Origin of the sequence: Streptomyces sp. NPDC048361 (assembly GCF_040651795.1) — a bacterium.
Classification (GTDB): Bacteria; Actinomycetota; Actinomycetes; order Streptomycetales; family Streptomycetaceae; genus Streptomyces.
Genome location: NZ_JBEZKW010000011.1, coordinates 32,042 through 51,434, shown reverse-complemented (window position 1 = coordinate 51,434; position 19,393 = coordinate 32,042). Strand labels below are relative to the sequence as shown.

Below are 19,393 nucleotides of genomic sequence, written 5' to 3'. Positions count from 1 at the left end.
CCGCGTGGCCGAGCTGCACACTCCCCGATCCCTGATCGTGACGCTGTACGGCGCCTACGGGCGCGAAACCTCCGGCTCCCTCGCGGTGGCCGAACTGATCAGGCTGCTCGCGGCGGTCGGCGTCGACGCGCCCTCCGTCCGCTCGTCGGTGTCCCGGCTGAAACGGCGTGGGCTGCTCGTGGCGCAGCCCACGGCGCTCGGCTCGGCCGGTTACGCCTTGTCGGACGACGCGCGCCAGCTCCTGGACGACGGCGACCGGCGCATCTACGCCCACCCCGCGCCGCGCGCCGACGACGGCTGGGTACTCGCGGTGTTCTCCGTCCCCGAGACGGAACGCAGCAAGCGGCACGTCCTGCGCTCACGCCTGGCCAGGCTCGGCTTCGGCTCGGCTGCGCCCGGCGTGTGGCTCGCCCCGGCCCACCTGTACGACGAGGCGCGGCACACCCTGGAACGCCTCCAACTCGCCCCGTACGTCGACCTGTTCACGGGCAACCACCTCGGCTTCGCGCCCACGGCCGAGGCGGTGGCACGCTGGTGGGACCTGCCCGCCATCGCTCAGCAGCACGAGGACTTCCTCGCCCGCCACGAGCCGGTGCTGCGCACCTGGGAGTCGCGCGCACCCGCCGGCCCGGGCAGCTCGGAGGCCGCCTACCGGGACTACCTTCTGGTCCTCGACTCCTGGCGCCGTCTTCCCTACGCCGATCCGGGTCTGCCCGCCGGCCTGCTGCCCCGGGCCTGGCCCGGCGCCCGCTCCGCCGACGTCTTCGCCCGGCTGCACGCGCTGCTGCGGGACGCGGGAGCCGGGTTCGTGCGGGGCGAGCTGCCCGGGTCCGGTGTCCGCGCGGGCGTCGTTTCAGTCTGAGGTCAGCCTGAGGCGCGGGCGGGGGGCGTCGGTGCGGCCGGTGGGCGGGGGGCGGCTGCCCGCCCGGTAGGGCAGGGGCCAGCTCGCGCCGGGGCCCGCGTAGGACTGTTCGGCGGCGGCGTGCAGCGTCCAGTGCGGGTCGTACAGGTGGGGGCGGGCCAGGGCGCACAGGTCGGCCCGGCCGGCCAGCAGCAGGGAGTTGACGTCGTCCCACGAGGAGATGGCGCCGACCGCGACGACCGGGATGTCCAGCTCGTTGCGGATCCGGTCGGCGAACGGGGTCTGGTAGGAGCGGCCGAACTCGGGGCGTTCACCGGGGACGACCTGGCCGGTGGAGACGTCGATGGCGTCGGCGCCGTGCGCGGCGAAGGCGCGGGCGATCTCGACGGCGTCCTCGGCGGTGGTGCCACCGTCGGCCCAGTCGGTGGCGGAGATCCGGACCGTCATCGGCCGGTCGGCGGGCCAGACGGCGCGGACCGCGTCGAACACTTCGAGGGGGTAGCGCAGCCGCCCGGCGAGGGAACCACCGTAGGCGTCGGTCCGTTGGTTGGTGAGAGGGGAGAGGAAACCGGAGAGCAAGTAGCCGTGGGCGCAGTGCAGTTCGAGGAGGTCGAAGCCGCAGTCGGCGGCGCGGCGGGCCGCGGCCGTGAACCGGTCGCGGAGCGCGGTGAGCCCCGCGCGGTCGAGGGCGTGCGGGATCTGGTTGACGCCGGGACGGTAGGGCAGGGCAGAGGCGGCGGCGAGGGGCCAGTTGCCGGTGTCGAGCGGCTGGTCCATGCCGTCCCACATGAGCTTGGTGGAGCCCTTGCGCCCGGAGTGGCCGAGCTGGACGCCGAGGGCGGTGCCGGGCGCCTGGGTGTGCACGAAATCGGCGATCCGCCGCCAGGCGTCGGCCTGTTCGCCGGTGTAGAGGCCGCCGCATCCGGGGGTGATGCGACCCTCGGCGCTGACGCACACCATCTCGGTCATGACCAGGCCCGCGCCGCCGAGCGCACGGGCACCCAGGTGCACCAGGTGGAAGTCGCCGGGGACGCCGTCGACCGCCGAGTACATGTCCATGGGTGAGACGACCACGCGGTTCTTCAGTTCGAGGCCGCGCAGCCGGAAGGGGGTGAACATGGGCGGGGTGCCCGGCGGGCAGCCGAACTCCCGCTCGACGGTGTCGGTGAAGCCGCTGTCGCGCAGCCGCAGGTTTCCGTGGGTGACGCGGCGGCTGCGGGTGAGGAGGTTGAAGGCGAACTGCCGCGCGGGCTGGTCGAGATAGCGGCCCAGCTCCTCGAACCAGCGCAGGCTCGCGGCGGCCGCGCGCTGCGTCGACTCCACAACGGGCCGGCGCTCGCTCTCGTACGCCGCGAGGGCCGTGGGCAGATCGGGCTGCTCCTCGATGGAGGCGGCGAGGGCGAGGGCGTCCTCGACGGCGAGCTTGGTGCCGGAGCCGATGGAGAAGTGCGCGGTGTGCGCCGCGTCGCCGAGCAGCACCGTATTGCCGTACGCCCAGCGGTCGTTGACGACGGTACGGAAGGCGGTCCAGGAGGAGTTGTTGCCGCGCAGGGTCCGCCCGCCGAGGGCGTCGGTGAAGATTTTCGCGCAGAGGTCGGCGGAGGCCTTCTCGTCGAGCGTGTCGAATCCGGCGGCCGTCCACACCTCCTCCCGCATTTCGACGATGACCGTGGAGGAGCCGGCGGCGTAGGGGTAGCCGTGGAGTTGCATCACGCCGTGGTCGGTCTCGGCGATCTCGAAGCGGAACGCGTCGAACGCGAAGTCGGCGGCGAGCCAGATGTAGCGGCAGCGGTGGGTCGTGATGCGGGGCGCGAAGTGTTCGGCGTGCGCACCGCGGGTGAGACTGTGCACCCCGTCGGCGGCGACCACCAGGTCGTACGCGGAGGCGAGTTCGGCGGCGGGCGGCGCCTCGGCGCGGAAGCGCAGGTCGACGCCGAGCGCCTGGCAGCGCTCGTGCAGGATCTCCAGGAGCCTGCGCCGGCCGAGCGCGGCGAAACCGTGGCCGCCGGAGGTGAGGGTGTTCCCCCGGTGCACGATGTCGATGTCGTCCCACCGGACGAACTCGGCGCGCAGCGCCCGGTAGACGGCCGGGTCGGCGTGTTCGATGCCACCGAGGGTCTCGTCCGAGAGCACGACGCCGAAGCCGAAGGTGTCGTCGGGTGCGTTGCGCTCCCAGAGCGTGATGGAGCGCGCCGGGGCGAGCCGCTTGAGCAGGGCCGCGGCGTAGAGCCCGCCGGGGCCGCCGCCGATAACAGCGATGCGTAGTGGGGGGCGACCGTTGGGGGTGCCGGGCGCGTCGGGAGTGTTGCGCGCGTCGGGCGCGCTGGATGCATCGGGAGTGCTGGGCGTGTGGGGCGCTTCGGGCACATGGGGCGTGACGGGCGTGCTGGGCACGTGGGCCGCGTCGGGAGTGCTGCGCGCGACGGACGCGGCGGCTGGTGGGTGGGCCATCGTCAGCGGCCCTGCCATTTCGGGGGGCGCTTCTCGGTGAAGGCGGCGTGGAATTCGGCGTAGTCCTCGCCGTTCATCAGGAGCGCCTGGGTGGCCGCGTCCAGCTCGACGGAGGCCGCGAGTGGCATGTCGAGTTCGGCGGTGAGCAGCGCCTTGGTCTGCGCGTACGCGAGGGCGGGGCCGTCGGCGAGACGGCGGGCGAGCTCGACGGCGCGTTCGTCCGCGCGGCCCTCGTCGGTCAACTCGCTGAGCAGGCCGATGCGTTCGGCCTCCGGGGCGCGCACCGGCTCGCCGAGCATGAGCAGCCGGGTGGCGTGGCCGAGGCCGACGACGCGGGGCAGCAGATAGGCGGCGCCCATGTCACCGCCCGACAGGCCCACCTTGGTGAACAGGAACGCGAAGCGCGCGGTGGGGTCGGCGATACGGAAGTCGGCGGCGAGGGCGAGCACTGCGCCCGCGCCCGCGGCGACGCCGTGCAGGGCCGCGATCACCGGGAAGGGGCACTCGCGGATCGCGCGGACGACCTGGCCGGTCATGCGGTTGAAGTCGAGGAGCTCCGCGGTGTTCATGGACAGGGTGGCGCCGATGATGTCGTCGACGTCGCCGCCCGAGCAGAAGCCGCGGCCCTCGCCGGCCAGGACCAGGGCGCGTACGGAGCGTTCCCTCGTCAGCTCGGCGAGCAGGTCGCGCAGGTCGGCGTAGGCGCCGAAGGTCAGCGCGTTGAGCTTCTCGGGGCGGGCGAGGGTGACCGTGGCGACGCCGTCGGCGATGACGAGCCGGAGATGGCGCCAGTCCTCGGTGCGGGGCGCTGAGCTGGGAAAGGGGCTCATCGGGGGCTGCGGCCTCCTTCGGCGGGGCGGCGTGCCGCCGCTGCGTCTGCTGCCTGCCCTCCGAAGGTAACACCCTTGTGTGACTGTCGTCACGAGTACGCGATACGCGCCGCCGGTGGCGCTGGGCCTGCCGACGGGCAAGTGCGGGGCCGGGTCAGTTTGCGACCACTTCGTCGTACGGGGCGGGCACGGTCTGCGGGTACTCGCGGTGCGGGGCCGGGCGGGCACGGCCTGCGGCCACGCCGTGGTGCGGGGCCGGGACCACGTCGCCGTGCGGGCTCACACCACCCCCCGTACGGGCCCGAGACGGCCGTGCAAGGCCGGGGGCGACCGTGGTGCGAGCCCGCACCACCGCGCCATACGCGCCCAGGACCACGGTTCACGGAGGGCCCAGGATCTGCCGAGGCACGGTTCACGGAAGGCCCCCGGGCCCGGCCGAGGCCACGACCCGCGCGAAACCCGTCCCGGCCCTCCAGCGGCCCGCCCGCACACGGGCCCGGCCCCGTCCCGAGCCCGCCGAGCGGGCAGCAGGCCACCGCTCGCGCCGGGCCCTGGGCCGCCCAGAGACCAAAGTCCCGTGCACCGATGGCCCACCGTCCGGCGTCCCCGGCCCCAGCTCCCCTATGACCTGGCGCCACTCCTTCGTACCGTGGGGGGAGGACCACTCCCCGCGCCACGACTGTCCTGGCTACCCGAACGGACCCTCCGCCTTGCCCGACCCCTCCGGTCCCGACCGTGACGCCACGCCCTCCGCGTGGCGCATCGCGCTGCCCCACACCGCCGCCGCGGCGCCGATGTGGCGCATCGCGCTGCCCCACACCGCCGCCGCGGCGCCGATCGCCCGCGCGCTGATCCGTACCGCGCTCGCGGACCTCGACGCGGGCGCCGACAGCGACACGGCCGAGCTGCTCACCGCGGAGCTGGTGGCCAACGCCGTCGAGCACACGACGGGCGACGCGCCGATAGAGCTGGTGGTGGAGCTGCTCGGGTCGGGCTGTCAGGTCGAGGTGCACGACGGTTCGCCGGTACCGCCGGGCGATCTGGGCGAGTCGGCGTCCGGCCCCCACCCCGACCCCTGGCAGGAGCACGGCCGGGGTCTGCTCCTCATCCGCACCCTGAGTTCGGCCTGCGGCCACCGCCCCACCGCGAGCGGCAAGGCGGTGTGGTTCACGCTGTCGGACCGCCACCCCTGACCGGGGCCCGGCTCACGCCGCCGGGCCGGCGCCCCCGGCCAGTCGCGAGCGCCCACGGCCGTAGCAGGCGTACAGGAGCGAGCCCGCCAGTAGGAACACGGCGAACTGGAGCCAGGTCGTCCAACCCGTCCCGTACATCAGATAGAGGCAGAAGCCGACGCCCAGGATCGGGCTGACCGGGTAGAACGGCACGCGGAACGAACGCTTCAGGTCCGGCTCGGCGCGGCGCAGGGCGACGACGGCCACGTTCACCACGGCCATCACGGCGAGCGTGCCGATGGTGGTCAGGTTCACCACCGCATCGAGCGAGGCGAACGCGGCGGGAACCGCGAAGACGAGGGCGACGATCCAGGTGTTGACGGCCGGCGTCGCGGTCTTCGGCGAGACACGCTCGAAGACCCGCGGGACGAGACCGTCGCGGGACATCGACATCAGGATGCGGGTCTGCCCGTACATCACGGCGAGCACCACCGAGGCGATGGCGACGACCGCGCCGAACGCGATGACACCGCCGCCGAACGCCGACCCGGTGACCTGGTTGACGATGAGCGACAGCGCGGCGGGCTTGTCGCCGACGGCGTCCGCGCCGAGTCCGCCGATCGCGGCCAGGGCGACCGCGCAGTACAGCAGGGTGACCAGTCCGATGCAGATCATGATCGCTATCGGGATGTTCTTGCGCGGGTTCTTCACTTCCTCGCCGGCCGTGGTGATCGCGTCGAAGCCGATGTACGAGAAGAAGGCCAGCGAGGCGCCCGCGGTGACCCCGGCGGCGCCGTGGGTGGCGAACGGCGAGAGGTGGCCGGCCTTGAACGCCGTGAACGCGATCGCCAGGAACAGCAGCAGGATGCCGATCTTGAGGACGGCCATGGCGGCCGTCGCCCGCGCACTCTCCCTCACGCCGCGCACCAGGAGGGCCGCCGCGAGCAGGATGACGACGACCGCGGGCAGGTTGACCACCCCGCCGTCGCCGGGTCCGGCGGAGAGCGCGGCGGGCAGCTGCCATCCGACGACACTGTTCAGGAGCTCGTTGAGGTACTGGCTCCAGCCGACCGCGACCGCGGAGACCGAGACGCCGTACTCCAGGAGCAGACACCAGCCCACCAGGAAGGCGGTGCGCTCGCCGAGCGTGGCGTACGCGAAGGAGTACGAGGAGCCGGAGACCGGGATCGCGCCGCCGAGCTCCGCGAAGGCGAAGGCGGTGAAGACGCAGGTGACGGCGGCCAGCACGAAGGAGAGGACCACGGCGGGGCCGGCCTTGGCGACGCTGTCGGAGAGCCCGACGAAGATGCCGGTGCCCACGATCGCACCGACGCCGAAGCAGACGAGCTGGAAGAGCCCCATCGTGCGGCGCAGGCCGTGCCCTTCGAGGTCGGCGCCGGATTCGGCGATGAGCTGCCGCGGCGGTTTGATCCGCAGGCGGTGGGCGGGGCTGGTGGCGGGGTGGGGGCGCCGCATGGGGGGACTCTCGTTCCTGGTCGTACACGCCGCGGCCGGGAGGGGGAGCCGCGCACAAAGAAAGCGGGGCCCGAGCGTGCGAGCTCGGACCCCACCAAGAGGCGACATAGTAGCCACCCCGCCGCATCTTCACCCAATCGAGCGCATTCCTATTCGACGCGTACGCCCGTCTCCGTGTGCCACCCCGGCAGGCTAGGCGGCGCCCCAGCCACCGGAGGCCTCGGGCCGGGCCCCGAGCGTGGCCACCAGGACCGCCTTGATCGTGTGCAGCCGGTTCTCCGCCTCGTCGAACACGACCGAGTGCGCCGATTCGAAGACCTCGTCGCTCACTTCGAGTTCGGTGAGCCCGTACCGCTCGAAGATGTCGCGGCCGACCTGGGTGGCGAGGTCGTGGAAGGCGGGCAGACAGTGCAGGAACTTGACGCCGGGGTTGCCGGTGGCGCGCAGCACGTCCATGGTCACGGCGTACGGGGCGAGCGCCTCGATGCGCTCGGCCCAGACCTCCTGGGACTCCCCCATCGAGACCCAGACGTCGGTGGCGACGAAGTCCGCGCCGGCCGCACCCTCCGCGACGGACTCGGTGAGCGTGATGCGGGCGCCGCTCACCGTGGCCGCCTCGCGTGCCTGCGCGACGATCTCCTCGGCCGGCCAGTACGCCTTGGGCGCCACGATCCGGACGTCCATGCCGAGCAGGGCGCCCGTGGCGAGGTAGGAGTTGCCCATGTTGAAGCGGGCGTCACCCAGATAGGCGAAGACGACCTCGCCCAGCGGCTTGTCCGTGTGCTCGGTGACGGTCAGGACGTCGGCGAGCATCTGGGTGGGGTGCCAGTCGTCGGTCAGGCCGTTGTAGACGGGTACGCCGGCGTGGGCGGCGAGGGTCTCGGCGGTCTCCTGCGCGTCCCCGCGGAACTCGATCGCGTCGAACATCCGGCCAAGGACCCGGGCCGTGTCGCGCGGCGACTCCTTCTTCCCGATGTGCGAGCCGGCCGGGTCGATGTACGTCGTCGACGCGCCCTGGTCGGCGGCGGCCACCTCGAAGGAGCAGCGAGTGCGCGTCGAGGACTTCTCGAAGATCAGCGCGATGTTGCGGCCGCGCAGCTGCTGGACCTCGGCGCCCGCCTTCTTGGCGGCCTTGAGGTCGGCGGCGAGCGTGACGAGCCCGAGGAACTCCTCGGCCGTGAAGTCCAGCTCCTTGAGGAAGTGGCGGCCTGCGAGGTCTATCGCCATGGTGGCTGCTCCTGGGGCGGGTAGGGGACGGCAGCGAGACCCGGCAGCGCCGGACATCACTGGAAGTCTATACGTTTGAGCGCATCACTATACGGCATCACGTTCGACCGGACAGCTCATGCACCGCGGGCCTCCCCTCCCCCGGCCCAGCTCATTGCCCCGGATCTCGATCACCTCGATGCCCTCCTTGCGCAGATGCGTATTGGTCGTGACGTTGCGCTCGTACGCGACCACCACCCCCGGCTCGACCGCGAGCACGTTGCAGCCGTCGTCCCACTGCTCGCGCTGGGCGGAGTGCACGTCCTGGGTGGCGGTGAGCACCCGGATCCGGTCGAGGCCGAGGGCCGCCGCGATCGCCCGGTGCATGTGCTCCGGCGGATGGTCGGTGACCTTGAGCTCCTGCTCGCCGGCGCCCGGCTCGATCGTGTACGAGCGGAGCATGCCGAGGCCCGCGTACTGAGTGAAGGTTTCTCCGTCGACCATTGTCATCACCGTGTCGAGGTGCATGAACGCCCGCCGTTTCGGCATGTCGAGCGCCACGATGGTCGCTGCCGAGCCCGCGGCGAACAGCCCGCGCGCCAGCATCTCGACGGCCTGCGGCGTGGTCCGCTCGCTCATCCCGATCAGCACAGCCCCGTTCCCGATCACCAGGACGTCACCGCCCTCGATGGTCGAGGGATAGTCGCTCTGCCCCCGCGACCAGGTGTTGAACGGCCCCGCCTGCGCGCCCGTGAACAGCGGGTGGTGGCGGTAGATCGCCTCGAAGTGCACGGTCTCGCGCTGCCGGGCCGGCCAGCGCATCGCGTTGATCGAGACACCGTCGTAGATCCACGCGGAGGTGTCACGGGTGAAGAGGTGGTTGGGCAGCGGGCCGAGCAGGAAGTCGTCGAGGTCCATCGCGTGGAAACGCACCGACGTGGGCTCCGGGTGGCCTTCGAGGAATTCCCTCTTGGTCATCCCGCCGACGAGCGCCTCCGCCAGGTCCGCGTCCGGCAACTCCTCGAAGGCCGCCCGCAGATGGTCCGTCGCGAGCGGCCCGTACTCCTTCTCGTCGAAGACCCGGTCAAGGACGAGCCCGCGGGCCGCGGGGATCCCCAGCGACTCGCGCAGCAGGTCTCCAAAGAGGTGCACCTCCACCCCTCGGTCGCGCAGTACGTCGGCGAAGCCGTCGTGCTCCTGTCTGGCCCGGCGCACCCACAGCACGTCGTCGAAGAGCAACGCGTCCTTGTTGCCGGGCGTGAGCCGTTTCAGCTCCAGGTCTGGCCGGTGGAGTATGACGCGGCGCAGCCGCCCGGTCTCGGAATCGACATGGAATCCCATGCCTCCATCCTGTCCCGCCCCGCCCCGCCTCACCCGGCAAACACGGTGGCCTCCGGCGGTAGGGGGGAGAGGACGCCCGCGGTGGGCTCCGGGTGCCCGCTGGTTGCCCTGAGCCGGGCGTCCCCCTTTCGGCCGGAACCGACCGGCTCACGGCCGGGGGCACACCCGCGCCACCACGCGTGAGGGCGGTGCGGCCTCAGCCCCCGCGGGGCGACCCCGGCTCACCATTCCGCGAGTCCACGGGTCCACGGGTCCACGGGTCCACAGGGCGGCCGACTCCCCGGTCCCGGGGGTGACTGCACCAGGGCCGGAAGCCTGCTTGTAGCCGCGGACCGGGCGTCCCGCCGACCGGGTTTCGCCAGGGGCCCCGCACCCCGGCGGAACCCGGCCCGGGCCAAGGCCGCGCACACCAAGGTTTTCGCTACGCCTGAGCGGTGCGGATCCGCGCCGACAGCTCGGAGATCCCCGACGGCCCGACCCTGCAGCACCCTCCGACGAGCCGCGCTCCGGACGCTGTCCACTCCTCGATCCGCGCCGCGTCGAACGTCACGTCACCCGTCCAGCGACGGTGCTCCGCGTCCCAGCGCTCGCCACTGTTGGGATAGACCACCACCGGCTTGCCCGAGACCGATGCCGCGAGCGGCACCGCCCGGCCGGCGTCGGCCGGAGTGCAGCAGTTGACCCCGGTCGCGATCACCTGGTCCCGGCCCGCGACGAGCCCGAACGCCTCGGCCAGATCCTGCCCGGCCCGCGTGCGCCCGCCCTCGATGCTGTACGAGAGCCACACCGGCACCCCGCACCCCTCGACCGCCCGCAGCAGCGCCTCGGCCTCGTCGATGTCGGGGACCGTCTCCAGGGCCAGCACATCGGGTTCCGCCGCGACCAACGCCTCGATCCGGGGCCGGTGGAACCGCTCCAGTTCCCGCACGCTCAGCCCGTACCGCCCCCGGTACTCGCTGCCGTCGGCCAGGAAGGCACCGTAAGGGCCGACGGAGGCAGCCACCCAGATGTCGTCACCGAGCGACTCCGCGCGCCCGACCGCGGAGCGCAACTCCTGCAACTCCCCTGCCGCTCGTGCCAGTTGGACACTGGTGGCGAGAAGGCGCCCGGCCTCTTGACGACCCAGGCCCCGGCGGGCGAACCCTTCGAACGTCGCCTGATAGCTGGCGGTGGTGAGAACTCGGGCGCCCGCCCGTACGTACGCCGTGTGGGCGGTCCCGATCTGCCGCGGGTCGTCCGCGAGCAGCCGGGCCGACCACAACTCGTCGCTCAAGTCGCAGCCTTGCGCAACGAGTTGGTTGGACAAACCACCATCCAGGACGACCGCCCCCTGTGTGAGGGCCTCGGCGAGTGTCCGGGCGGGGCGCACGGTCAGGCTCCGGTCAGCTGCGGCAGCACCTGCGCTGAGATCAGTTCGAGGTGGTCGAGGTCGTGGAGGTCGAGGAGCTGCAGATAGACGCGGGACGAGCCGGTCGCCTCGTATTTGCCGATCTTCTCGACGACTTCGGCGGGCGAGCCCGCGAGGCCGTTGGCCTTGAGCTCCTCCACGTCCCGTCCGATGGCGGCGGCCCTGCGCGCCACCTCGGCGTCGTCCTTGCCGACGCACACCACCAGCGCGTTGGAGTACACGAGGTCGTCCGCCCTGCGCCCGATGGCTTCGGCGGCCGCCCTCACCCGGGTGAACTGCCGCTCGCTGTCCTCGATGGAGGCGAAGGGGATATTGAACTCGTCGGCGTACTGCGCGGCGAGACGCGGGGTGCGCGTGGCCCCGTGGCCGCCGATCAGGACGGGCACCTTGGCCTGCGCGGGCTTGGGCAGCGCAGGCGAGTCGCTGAGCTGGTAGTAGGCCCCCTGGAAGTCGAAGGTGCGGCCCACTTCGGTGGCCCAGAGTCCGGTGACGATGGCCAGCTGCTCCTCCAGCCTGGCGAACTTCTCCTTCGGGTAGGGGATTCCGTACGCCTTGTGCTCCTCCTCGAACCAGCCGGCTCCCAGGCCGAGTTCGACCCGGCCGCCGGACATCTGGTCGACCTGGGCGACCTGGATGGCGAGGACACCAGGCAGCCGGAAGGTCCCTGCGGTCATCAGGGTGCCGAGCCGGATGCGCTTGGTCTCCCGTGCGAGTCCGGCCAGGGTGATCCAGGCGTCGGTCGGACCCGGCAGTCCGTCGGCGGTCCCCATCCGGAGATAGTGGTCGGAACGGAAGAAGGCGTCGAAGCCGAGGTCTTCGGTGGCCTTGGCGACGGTCAGGAGAGTGTCGTAGCCGGCGCCCTGCTGGGGTTCGGTGAAGATGCGAAGATCCATGGCTCCATCCTGCACCGTGGAGCCGCCGTCAACCCTGCCTCCACGACTCCCCCGACCAATCCCCGGTCGGGTGAACATTGGCCGCTCTGGTGGTGCACGCACCCTCTGACCAGTGACGTTGAGGCCCAACGGTCGTTGGCTCGGGCGGAGCCGGAGTGCCCGGCCCGCGTGTCGGCGGCCGTGGCCGGTACGTCGACCGATTTTCCGCCCTCCGCCCCTGCCGGAGGGCTCGGGCCGAGGAGGCCGCCATGTCCCAGGAAGCCGTGCCGGAACAGGAAGCCGGGCCGGAACAGACTGTGCCGCAGCAGTCGGTGCCCCACTCCGCATCCCAGCAGCAGGGCGCGCCCAAGGGGCTGTTGCAGCAGATGGAGGAGCTGATGGCGGCACTGAGCGCGGACCTGACCCAGCTCGACGCGGACCTCCAGTCCACCGCCGACCGCACCCCACCCGCGGCGGGGGCCGGCCCGGCGCCGGTCCCGGCCTCGGCCCCGGTGGCCGTGCCGTTGCCGGACCCGGTGGCGGAGGAAGCGCGCGAGGCGGGCGAGGGGGGCGGGGCGGGCGAGCTGCACGACGTACGCGGAACGGCGCAGGCTCACGGGGAGGGAGCGTGCGAGGTGCGCCCGGGGCACGAGGCGGACGAAGAGCAGTACGAACAGTACGAGCAGCACGAGAGCCGTCCTCAGCCGTAGGCGCCGAGCACCGCCGCGCGGGGGACATCGGCGACTGAGGTATGCGGCGCCCCGCCCGGGGCCACGCACCGGCCCCGGCTATGGGCTCGGCCAAGTGCTCCCTCAAGCTGAGCGGGGCGCTCGGCCCTTCGGCCGCCCCTTGCTCAACCGCGAGGCCGCCCCATCGGCCTCTCGGTCCTTCAGTCCTCCGACTCACTGCCCCTCCCGCCCCTCGGCCCTCTCGCCGGTTGGCCCGTTGGTTCGTGGCTCGCCGGCCCTCTCGCCGGCCCCTGGCTCGCTGCCTCTCTCGTCTTCTCATCCCTTGACCTCCCGGCCCCCGCTGCCCGCCCACCGCCCGCACGTCAGGGTCCCCGCCAGGTCAGGCCAGCCCCGAACCGGCTCGGTTCGGGCCGGAATCAGTTCAGCTCGGCCCACGCCGGAACCGGCTCGGCGCGGCTCGGTCCGCCTCGGCTCGGCTCGGCCCAGGGCCGGCTCAAGCTCGGGCATCCGGGGGGCCTTCAGGGTGGGCCCGTCGTCGAGTCGCGTAGCACCTCCGTCGATCTCTCCTGGTTCCGCAAGGTCAGGCGGCGCAGCATTCCGCGGACCCGGTCCGTCGATTCGTCGGCCGCGTCGATGGCTTCCATGCACTGCCAGTACAGGGCCTCGTCGTCCGTGGCGCAGGCGACGGAGACCAGGGCCATGGCGACATCGCCCAACAGCGCGGCCAACGAGGTCAACGCGCTTGCCGCATCGCCCACTTCGGACAGCTGGCCGGCTCGGACGGCCGACCGTCGCAGGCCGGGGTGGTCGAGGACCGCGCAGCCCCGGCTGCCGGCTTCGGTGAGGCCGCGGGCCTCGCCCCGCAACTCCGGCGGCCCGGTGGCCGCCAGGTGGCCGCCGATCGCCTGGGCCAGTGCCTGTGCCTGCCAGGCCTCCCCCACGATGTCGAGCACAGCCCCACTCTGGGTCAGTGCATGCCGGCTGACTTTTAAGAGCCGTACCGCATCCATTCGATGCCCCCGTTTCCCGCGCCGGACCCGGCGTTCGCGTCCACTACCTAGAGTGAGCTTGCCCGGCCCGGAAAGCCAGAGGAAATCGGAAATCTGTGCACAGCAAGGCGATTGTGAGTATCTCGGTCACTCAAAAGAGTGACTCTCCGTGTTCGTTGGCGAGTTGGGCGGCTGTGGCAAGGACCTCGATGACTCCACGGACCTCGAAGGCTCCGCAGGCTTCGGGGACTCCGCGGACCTCGAATACTCCGCAGGCTTCGCGGACATCGAAGACTCCGCAGGCTTCGCGGATCCCGTGGACCTCTGGGGCTCAGAAACCGGGAAGCGCAGCTCGTTGCGGTCGATCTTGGCGTCGAGCGCCGCGAGCGCGTCGATGCCGAGGACCTCGCAGAGCTGGAGCAGATAGGCGAGGACATCGGCGACCTCGTCGGTGACGCGGTGCGCCGTGTCCGGGTCGTTCATCACCCGGTCCGACTGTTCGGGGGTGAGCCACTGGAAGATTTCGAGGAGTTCGGAGGCTTCGACGCTGAGGGCGGCGACGAGGTTCTTGGGGGTGTGGTACGGCTGCCAGTCACGGGCGGCGGCGAATGCGGCGAGCCTGCGCTGCAGGGCCGCTACGTCGAGTTGGGTCACGGTCGCAGGTCTACCACTGTCGCCCCGTGCGCTTCACGGACGCCGTCCGCGCTACCGACGGCGCCAAGGAGGCGGATGTGGCCCCGGGCGCACATCTCGGCGGCGAGGGCGATCAGTTCGCGGGTCTGACGGGGGTCGAGCGCGCGGTCGAGCCCGTCGGCGATGACGGTGAGGGTCTGCATGGCCGGGGGCACCTCGGCGACGGTGTCCACGGCGAGGACGCCCGGCCCCGTGAGCAGCACGAGCGCGAGCGCGAGATAGCGCAGTTCCCCTTCGCCCAGCCGTCCGACCGGGGTGCCGTGCCGGTTGCCGCCGCGCGCGAGGACGGCACGTACCGTACCGTCGGCGAGTTCTTCGGTGGTCAGGCCGGTGACGGCGCCGTGGCAGCCGGCGCGGGCCGCGGTGACGAGACGGCCGTGGCGGATGCCGCATTCGGTGCGGGTACGGAGCAGAACCTCGGCCAGGTTCTCGCAGCCGCGCCGCAGCCGGCCGCCGGCGGCCCCCTGCGTGGGCACGATGGGCGCGCGCATGCGCTGCGGCTGGGGGTCGCACGGAAACACCGAGCGCAGCGCGACCACGACTTGTTCGGCCGCCGCCAGAACGTGCCGTTGGCCTTCCGTCTTGCCCGCGACGCGCAGCGGCAGCAGCGCGGTGCCGAGCCGGTCGTCGGGCAGGGGCGCGCGTGTCACGGGGACCGCGCCCGCCGTGTGCCAGGCCGCCTGGACGGTGGAGCGGCTCGGGTCGCGCAGCGCGGTGCTCAGGAGGGTCTGTCCTTCGCTGGTCAAACGTTCGCCGACGACGCGGAGTTCTGGCTCGGCCTGGACGGCGAGGTCGAGGCGTACCGGCCCGACGGGACCGTCGACGGTGCAGCCGATGCGGAAACCTCGGCGGCCCTGCGCGTCGGCGTCGGCGCGCTCCGGCACACAGCCCACCGGATCGCGGAACACAGCTCCCAGCGCGGCGCCCGAACCGAGCCTGGCGAGCGCTTCGAACGCTTCGAGGACGCTGGACTTGCCGCTGCCGCTCGGCCCGGTGATCAGGGTGAGGGGGCCGAGCGGGATGACCGCGCCGCGGTGTGTCCTGAAGGCGGACAACCGTAATTCGGTGACGGTGGGTCGATCGGGACGGGCGTTTCTGTCACTGGTGGTGGTCATGGTTCGGACCGTACGCAGCTCGAAAACTGACGAACCGTTCCGCCGCGTGGACCTTCCTACGAATGAGGGACGGCACAACGCTGCGGGACGGTCCTGGGCGAGGCGGTGGGGCGGCGGGGCAATGGAGGGGTGGAGGGGGTGGGGCCATGGAGCGGTGGGTCGCTCAGGGGTGCGGGACGGCCGCCGCCGCGATGCCTTCCACCTCGGTGCCGGCCGGGGCGAGCAGGAAGACGTTGCGGTCGACGCGGTGCATCCCGCTGCCCAGGCCGAAGACGACGCCGGTACTGAAGTCGAGGATGCGCTTGGCGACTTCGGGGTCGGCTCCGGTCAGATCGAGCAGGACCGGGATCTGGGCCATGAGGTAATCGGCCACTTCGCGGGCGTCGGCGAAGATTTGCACGCGCAGGACGACGAAGCGCCGCTGTTCGACGGTGGCGTAGTCGCCGGGGATGGTCTGGTGGTCGGCTCTGGACGGCCATTCGTTGCGGCCGCGCAGCGGAACGACCTGGGCGAGGCCCTCCCACTGTTCGTCGGTGACGTCGTACCTGCTCACCGGACCACCTCGCCCACGTGCTGTATTTGCATTCGGCCATGATGACGCCGCTCACCCGTTCAGCCCAACTTCGACACAGCTGCGGGAGTGTCGTCCGGGACTCATTTACGGGCAAGCGGAGCTCCGGGCCCCTCAGCTCCCGCGCCCTCAGCCCCCGCGCCCTCAGCACCTGACCCCCGAGCCCTCAGCTGCCCACAGCCCCAGCCCCGGCCCCACCCCCGACCCGTCGCCTCACACGCAGGACGGGCACAGCCCCCGGTAGGTGACCTCGGCCCGGGACAGGCTGAAGCCGAAACGCTCCTCCGCGGGGAGGTCGTCCAGCCGGTTGCCGACCGGGTGGACGTCGCGAATGGTGCCGCAGCCGGAGCACACCAGGTGGTGGTGGGGTCGGTGGGCATTGGGGTCGTACCGCTTGGCGCGGCCGTCGGTCGAGACCTCCATGACCTCGCCCAGCGACACCAGCTCGCCCAGCGTGTTGTAGACCGTCGCCCGGGAGATCTCGGGCAGCAGCTCGGCGGCGCGGACATGCACCTCGTCAGCCGTGAGATGGATGTGCTCGCCGCTCAGGACCTCCGCCACGACACGCCGCTGGGACGTCATCCGCCAGCCGCGCCCTCGCAGCCGTTCGAGCAGGTCACTCATGCCGTTCACCTGTCCACGGTTCGGGGTTGGACGGATACGCGCAGTGCTCCGGAGGGGGCGGCCGCGTACCGAGGGGATATGAATTTGGTGTTTTTCTTGACTTGGATTGGGTCCATCGTAGGATCGATATCACCGATAGCCTAGGGACAAGAACACTCCAGCACACCACCACTGCGACACATCGCCAGGAGACGCATTCGTGATGGGGGATCACCGCCGCGAAGGCGCGGGACACCGGGCCGCGGGCGCGTGCCGTCCGCCGCGCGCCGTCGGTCGCCCCTGGTCCGCCCCGGGCGCACGCCAGCGTGTACGCCCCGGTGGACGCGGTGCCGGGCGCCCCGGTGGACGGGCCGCCCGGCGTGCTGCCGGAGCCCCCGCCACCTCAGGGTCACCCCACGCTCGCCGCGACGGCTTCCGGGACGCGTGATCATGTGGGCCGTAGTCTGTGCCAAGTCGTGTGCGCGGCCCTCCACTTGCCCACCTCGTCGGCCGCGGGGCGCGTCACGGCCCCTCCCTGCCGCCCGCAGTTCCTGAGCACCGTGATCCACCGAGTGAAGAAGGATTGCCATGTCCGAGAACCCCGATGCAATCGTCACCGATGCCAAGACGGAGGGCGCGACCGGCTGCCCCGTCCTGCATGACCGCGCCCCGCACCCCACCCAGGGCGGCGGCAACCGTCAGTGGTGGCCGGAGCGGCTCAACCTGAAGATCCTCGCCAAGAACCCGGCGGTGTCCAACCCGCTCGGTGAGGACTTCGACTACGCCGAGGCCTTCAAGTCCCTCGACCTCCCCGCCGTCAAGCGGGACATCGCCGCACTGCTCACGGACTCGCAGGACTGGTGGCCCGCCGACTTCGGCAACTACGGCCCGCTGATGATCCGTATGGCGTGGCACAGCGCGGGCACGTACCGCATCAGTGACGGCCGTGGCGGCGCGGGCGCCGGTCAGCAGCGGTTCGCCCCGCTCAACAGCTGGCCGGACAACGTGAGCCTCGACAAGGCCCGCCGTCTGCTGTGGCCGGTCAAGAAGAAGTACGGCCAGAGCATCTCGTGGGCCGACCTCCTGGTCCTCACCGGCAACGTGGCCCTGGAGACGATGGGTTTCAAGACCTTCGGCTTCGGCGGCGGCCGCGCGGACGTGTGGGAGCCCGACGAGGACGTGTACTGGGGCCCCGAGACCAACTGGCTCGACGACAAGCGCTACACCGGCGACCGCGAGCTGGAGAACCCGCTCGGCGCGGTCCAGATGGGTCTGATCTACGTCAACCCCGAGGGCCCCAACGGCCACCCGGACCCGATCGCCGCGGCGCGTGACATCCGCGAGACGTTCCACCGCATGGCGATGAACGACGAGGAGACCGTCGCGCTGATCGCGGGCGGCCACACCTTCGGCAAGACGCACGGCGCCGGCCCCTCCGAGTCGGTCGGCAACGACCCCGAGGCCGCCTCCCTTGAGCAGCAGGGCCTCGGCTGGAAGAACACCTACGGCACGGGTGTGGGTCCGGACGCGATCACCAGCGGCCTCGAAGGCATCTGGACGAACACCCCGACCGCCTGGGACAACAGCTTCTTCGAGATCCTCTTCGGCTACGAGTGGGAGCTGTTCAAGAGCCCCGCCGGAGCCCACCAGTGGCGGCCGAAGGACGGCGCCGGCGCGGACACCGTGCCGGACGCCTTCGACCCGGCGAAGAAGGTCGCCCCGACCATGCTGACGACCGACCTGGCGCTCCGCCTGGACCCGGCGTACGAGCAGATCTCGCGGCGTTTCCTGGAGAACCCCGAGGCGTTCGCGGATGCCTTCGCCCGCGCCTGGTTCAAGCTGACCCACCGCGACATGGGCCCCGTCGTGCGTTACCTCGGCCCGGAGGTGCCGGCCGAGGAGCTGGTGTGGCAGGACCCGCTGCCGGCCCGTACGTACGAGCTCGTCGACGCGCAGGACGTCGCCTCCCTCAAGGAGCAGATCCTCGCCTCGGGCCTCACGGTGTCCCAGCTCGTCTCGACGGCGTGGGCCTCCGCCTCGTCGTTCCGCGGCAGCGACAAGCGCGGCGGCGCCAACGGCGCGCGCGTCCGTCTGCAGCCGCAGATCGGCTGGGAGGTCAACGAGCCCGACGAGCTGGCCGCGGTTCTGCGTACGCTCGAAGGCATCCGGTCCTCCTTCAACTCCGCGCAGAGCGGCGGCAAGCAGATCTCGCTCGCCGACCTGATCGTGCTGGCCGGTGCGGCCGGTGTCGAGAAGGCCGCGAAGGACGGCGGCACCACCCTGGAGGTCCCCTTCACGCCGGGCCGCGTGGACGCCTCGCAGGAGCAGACCGACGTCGAGTCCTTCGCCGCCCTGGAGCCGACGGCCGACGGGTTCCGCAACTACCTCGGCAAGGGCAACCGTCTGCCGGCCGAGTTCCTGCTGCTCGACCGGGCCAACCTGCTGACCCTGAGCGCCCCCGAGCTGACCGTCCTCGTCGGCGGTCTGCGCGTCCTGGGCGCCAACCACCAGCAGTCGGCGCACGGCGTCTTCACCGAGAACCCGGGCTCCCTGACCAACGACTTCTTCGTCAACCTGCTCGACCTGGGCACGACGTGGAAGTCGACGTCGTCGGACGAGTCCACGTTCGAGGGCCGGGACGGCTCGGGCCAGGTCAAGTGGACGGGCACCCGCGCCGACCTCGTCTTCGGCTCCAACTCCGAGCTGCGCGCGGTCGCGGAGGTCTACGCGAGCGACGACGCGAAGGAGAAGTTCGTGCGGGACTTCGTCAAGGCGTGGGACAAGGTCATGAACCTGGACCGGTTCGACCTCGTCTGACCGTCCGGTTCCGGACACCCGCCGTTCCGCCGCCCGCTCCCGATGACAACCTCGGGGGCGGGCGGCCCCGTGTCCGGCGGCCCCGGGCGCCCGGCGATGCGACCGTCGGGTTTGCGCCAAACCCGCGCGGGAGAGCGGGCTCGTCCGTTCGGGGGACGGGACGGCTCATTACGCTGGAGTGACAGAAGTCGGTCGGGGCCGGAACACGGCCCCCGCACACGGGGGTTGGAGAAGTGAACGGGAACACCGGGGCCGACGCACACCATCCGCCCGGCGAAGACGTTCCCGGATTCCGGTG

Annotated in this window: 14 protein-coding genes and 2 pseudogenes; 4 read left to right on the top strand and 12 right to left on the bottom strand. The window is 71.8% G+C overall.

Annotated features, from left to right (window positions below; translation table 11 throughout):
- Positions 1–4: 4 nt before the first annotated feature.
- Positions 5–862 carry a PaaX family transcriptional regulator C-terminal domain-containing protein gene (locus AB0D31_RS08745; RefSeq protein ID WP_362718982.1) on the top strand — a complete coding sequence of 286 codons (858 nt, stop codon included), beginning with the start codon at positions 5–7 and terminating at the stop codon, positions 860–862.
- Here the strand turns inward: AB0D31_RS08745 and AB0D31_RS08740 are convergent.
- Positions 854–3,331 (bottom strand): bifunctional salicylyl-CoA 5-hydroxylase/oxidoreductase, encoded by a 2,478-nt coding sequence (locus AB0D31_RS08740; protein ID WP_362718979.1) that lies wholly within the window; start codon positions 3,329–3,331, stop codon positions 854–856. The two genes, AB0D31_RS08745 and AB0D31_RS08740, sit on opposite strands and share 9 nt — an antisense overlap.
- A complete protein-coding gene (locus AB0D31_RS08735) occupies positions 3,316–4,143 on the bottom strand; it encodes an enoyl-CoA hydratase family protein (RefSeq protein ID WP_362718976.1) in 828 nt (275 codons plus the stop codon). Before AB0D31_RS08735 ends, AB0D31_RS08740 begins: the two co-directional genes overlap by 16 nt.
- Positions 4,144–4,937: 794 nt before the next feature.
- Between AB0D31_RS08735 and AB0D31_RS08730 the strand changes: the two genes are divergently transcribed.
- Positions 4,938–5,336, top strand: coding sequence for an ATP-binding protein (locus tag AB0D31_RS08730; protein WP_362719151.1), 399 nt, complete (start codon positions 4,938–4,940; stop codon positions 5,334–5,336).
- Positions 5,337–5,348: 12 nt separating this feature from the next.
- Here the strand turns inward: AB0D31_RS08730 and AB0D31_RS08725 are convergent, their stop codons facing one another.
- The 5 genes from AB0D31_RS08725 to AB0D31_RS08705 form a co-directional block, all read right to left on the bottom strand.
- Positions 5,349–6,791 carry an amino acid permease gene (locus AB0D31_RS08725; RefSeq protein ID WP_362718975.1) on the bottom strand — a complete coding sequence of 481 codons (1,443 nt, stop codon included), beginning with the start codon at positions 6,789–6,791 and terminating at the stop codon, positions 5,349–5,351.
- Between the two features lie 192 nt (positions 6,792–6,983).
- Positions 6,984–8,018, bottom strand: a complete 1,035-nt coding sequence (gene argF / locus AB0D31_RS08720) for an ornithine carbamoyltransferase (RefSeq protein ID WP_362718972.1) — start codon at positions 8,016–8,018, stop codon at positions 6,984–6,986.
- 87 nt (positions 8,019–8,105) lie between these two features.
- Positions 8,106–9,338 (bottom strand): arginine deiminase, encoded by a 1,233-nt coding sequence (locus AB0D31_RS08715; protein ID WP_362718970.1) that lies wholly within the window; start codon positions 9,336–9,338, stop codon positions 8,106–8,108.
- 421 nt (positions 9,339–9,759) lie between these two features.
- Positions 9,760–10,707 carry a homocysteine S-methyltransferase gene (mmuM, locus tag AB0D31_RS08710; protein ID WP_362718967.1) on the bottom strand — a complete coding sequence of 316 codons (948 nt, stop codon included), beginning with the start codon at positions 10,705–10,707 and terminating at the stop codon, positions 9,760–9,762.
- A gap of 2 nt (positions 10,708–10,709) precedes the next feature.
- Entirely contained in the window at positions 10,710–11,639 is a 930-nt protein-coding gene (locus AB0D31_RS08705) for an LLM class F420-dependent oxidoreductase (RefSeq protein WP_362718964.1), read from the bottom strand.
- 248 nt (positions 11,640–11,887) lie between these two features.
- On the opposite strand from AB0D31_RS08705, the pseudogene AB0D31_RS08700 reads away from it, so the two are divergent.
- Positions 11,888–12,067: pseudogene (locus AB0D31_RS08700) on the top strand (hypothetical protein); the annotation flags it as partial.
- 758 nt (positions 12,068–12,825) lie between these two features.
- Here AB0D31_RS08700 and AB0D31_RS08695 read toward each other — a convergent pair.
- The 5 genes and pseudogenes from AB0D31_RS08695 to AB0D31_RS08675 form a co-directional block, all read right to left on the bottom strand.
- A complete protein-coding gene (locus tag AB0D31_RS08695; RefSeq protein ID WP_362718961.1) occupies positions 12,826–13,317 on the bottom strand; it encodes a DUF6099 family protein in 492 nt (163 codons plus the stop codon).
- Positions 13,318–13,635: 318 nt separating this feature from the next.
- Positions 13,636–13,950, bottom strand: a pseudogene (locus tag AB0D31_RS08690) (nucleotide pyrophosphohydrolase); the annotation flags it as partial.
- Positions 13,947–15,104 (bottom strand): AAA family ATPase, encoded by a 1,158-nt coding sequence (locus AB0D31_RS08685; RefSeq protein WP_362718959.1) that lies wholly within the window; start codon positions 15,102–15,104, stop codon positions 13,947–13,949. The pseudogene AB0D31_RS08690 and the gene AB0D31_RS08685, both read right to left, overlap by 4 nt.
- 163 nt (positions 15,105–15,267) lie before the next feature.
- Positions 15,268–15,657 carry a cell division protein SepF gene (locus AB0D31_RS08680; protein ID WP_362718956.1) on the bottom strand — a complete coding sequence of 130 codons (390 nt, stop codon included), beginning with the start codon at positions 15,655–15,657 and terminating at the stop codon, positions 15,268–15,270.
- A 231-nt stretch (positions 15,658–15,888) separates the two neighbouring features.
- Complete coding sequence (locus tag AB0D31_RS08675; RefSeq protein WP_362718954.1) at positions 15,889–16,299, bottom strand: transcriptional repressor; 411 nt, start codon at positions 16,297–16,299, stop codon at positions 15,889–15,891.
- 567 nt (positions 16,300–16,866) lie between these two features.
- Between AB0D31_RS08675 and katG the strand changes: the two genes are divergently transcribed.
- Positions 16,867–19,095: a catalase/peroxidase HPI gene (gene katG / locus AB0D31_RS08670; protein WP_362718952.1), complete on the top strand. Its 2,229-nt coding sequence runs from the start codon at positions 16,867–16,869 to the stop codon at positions 19,093–19,095.
- Positions 19,096–19,393 lie beyond the last annotated feature (298 nt).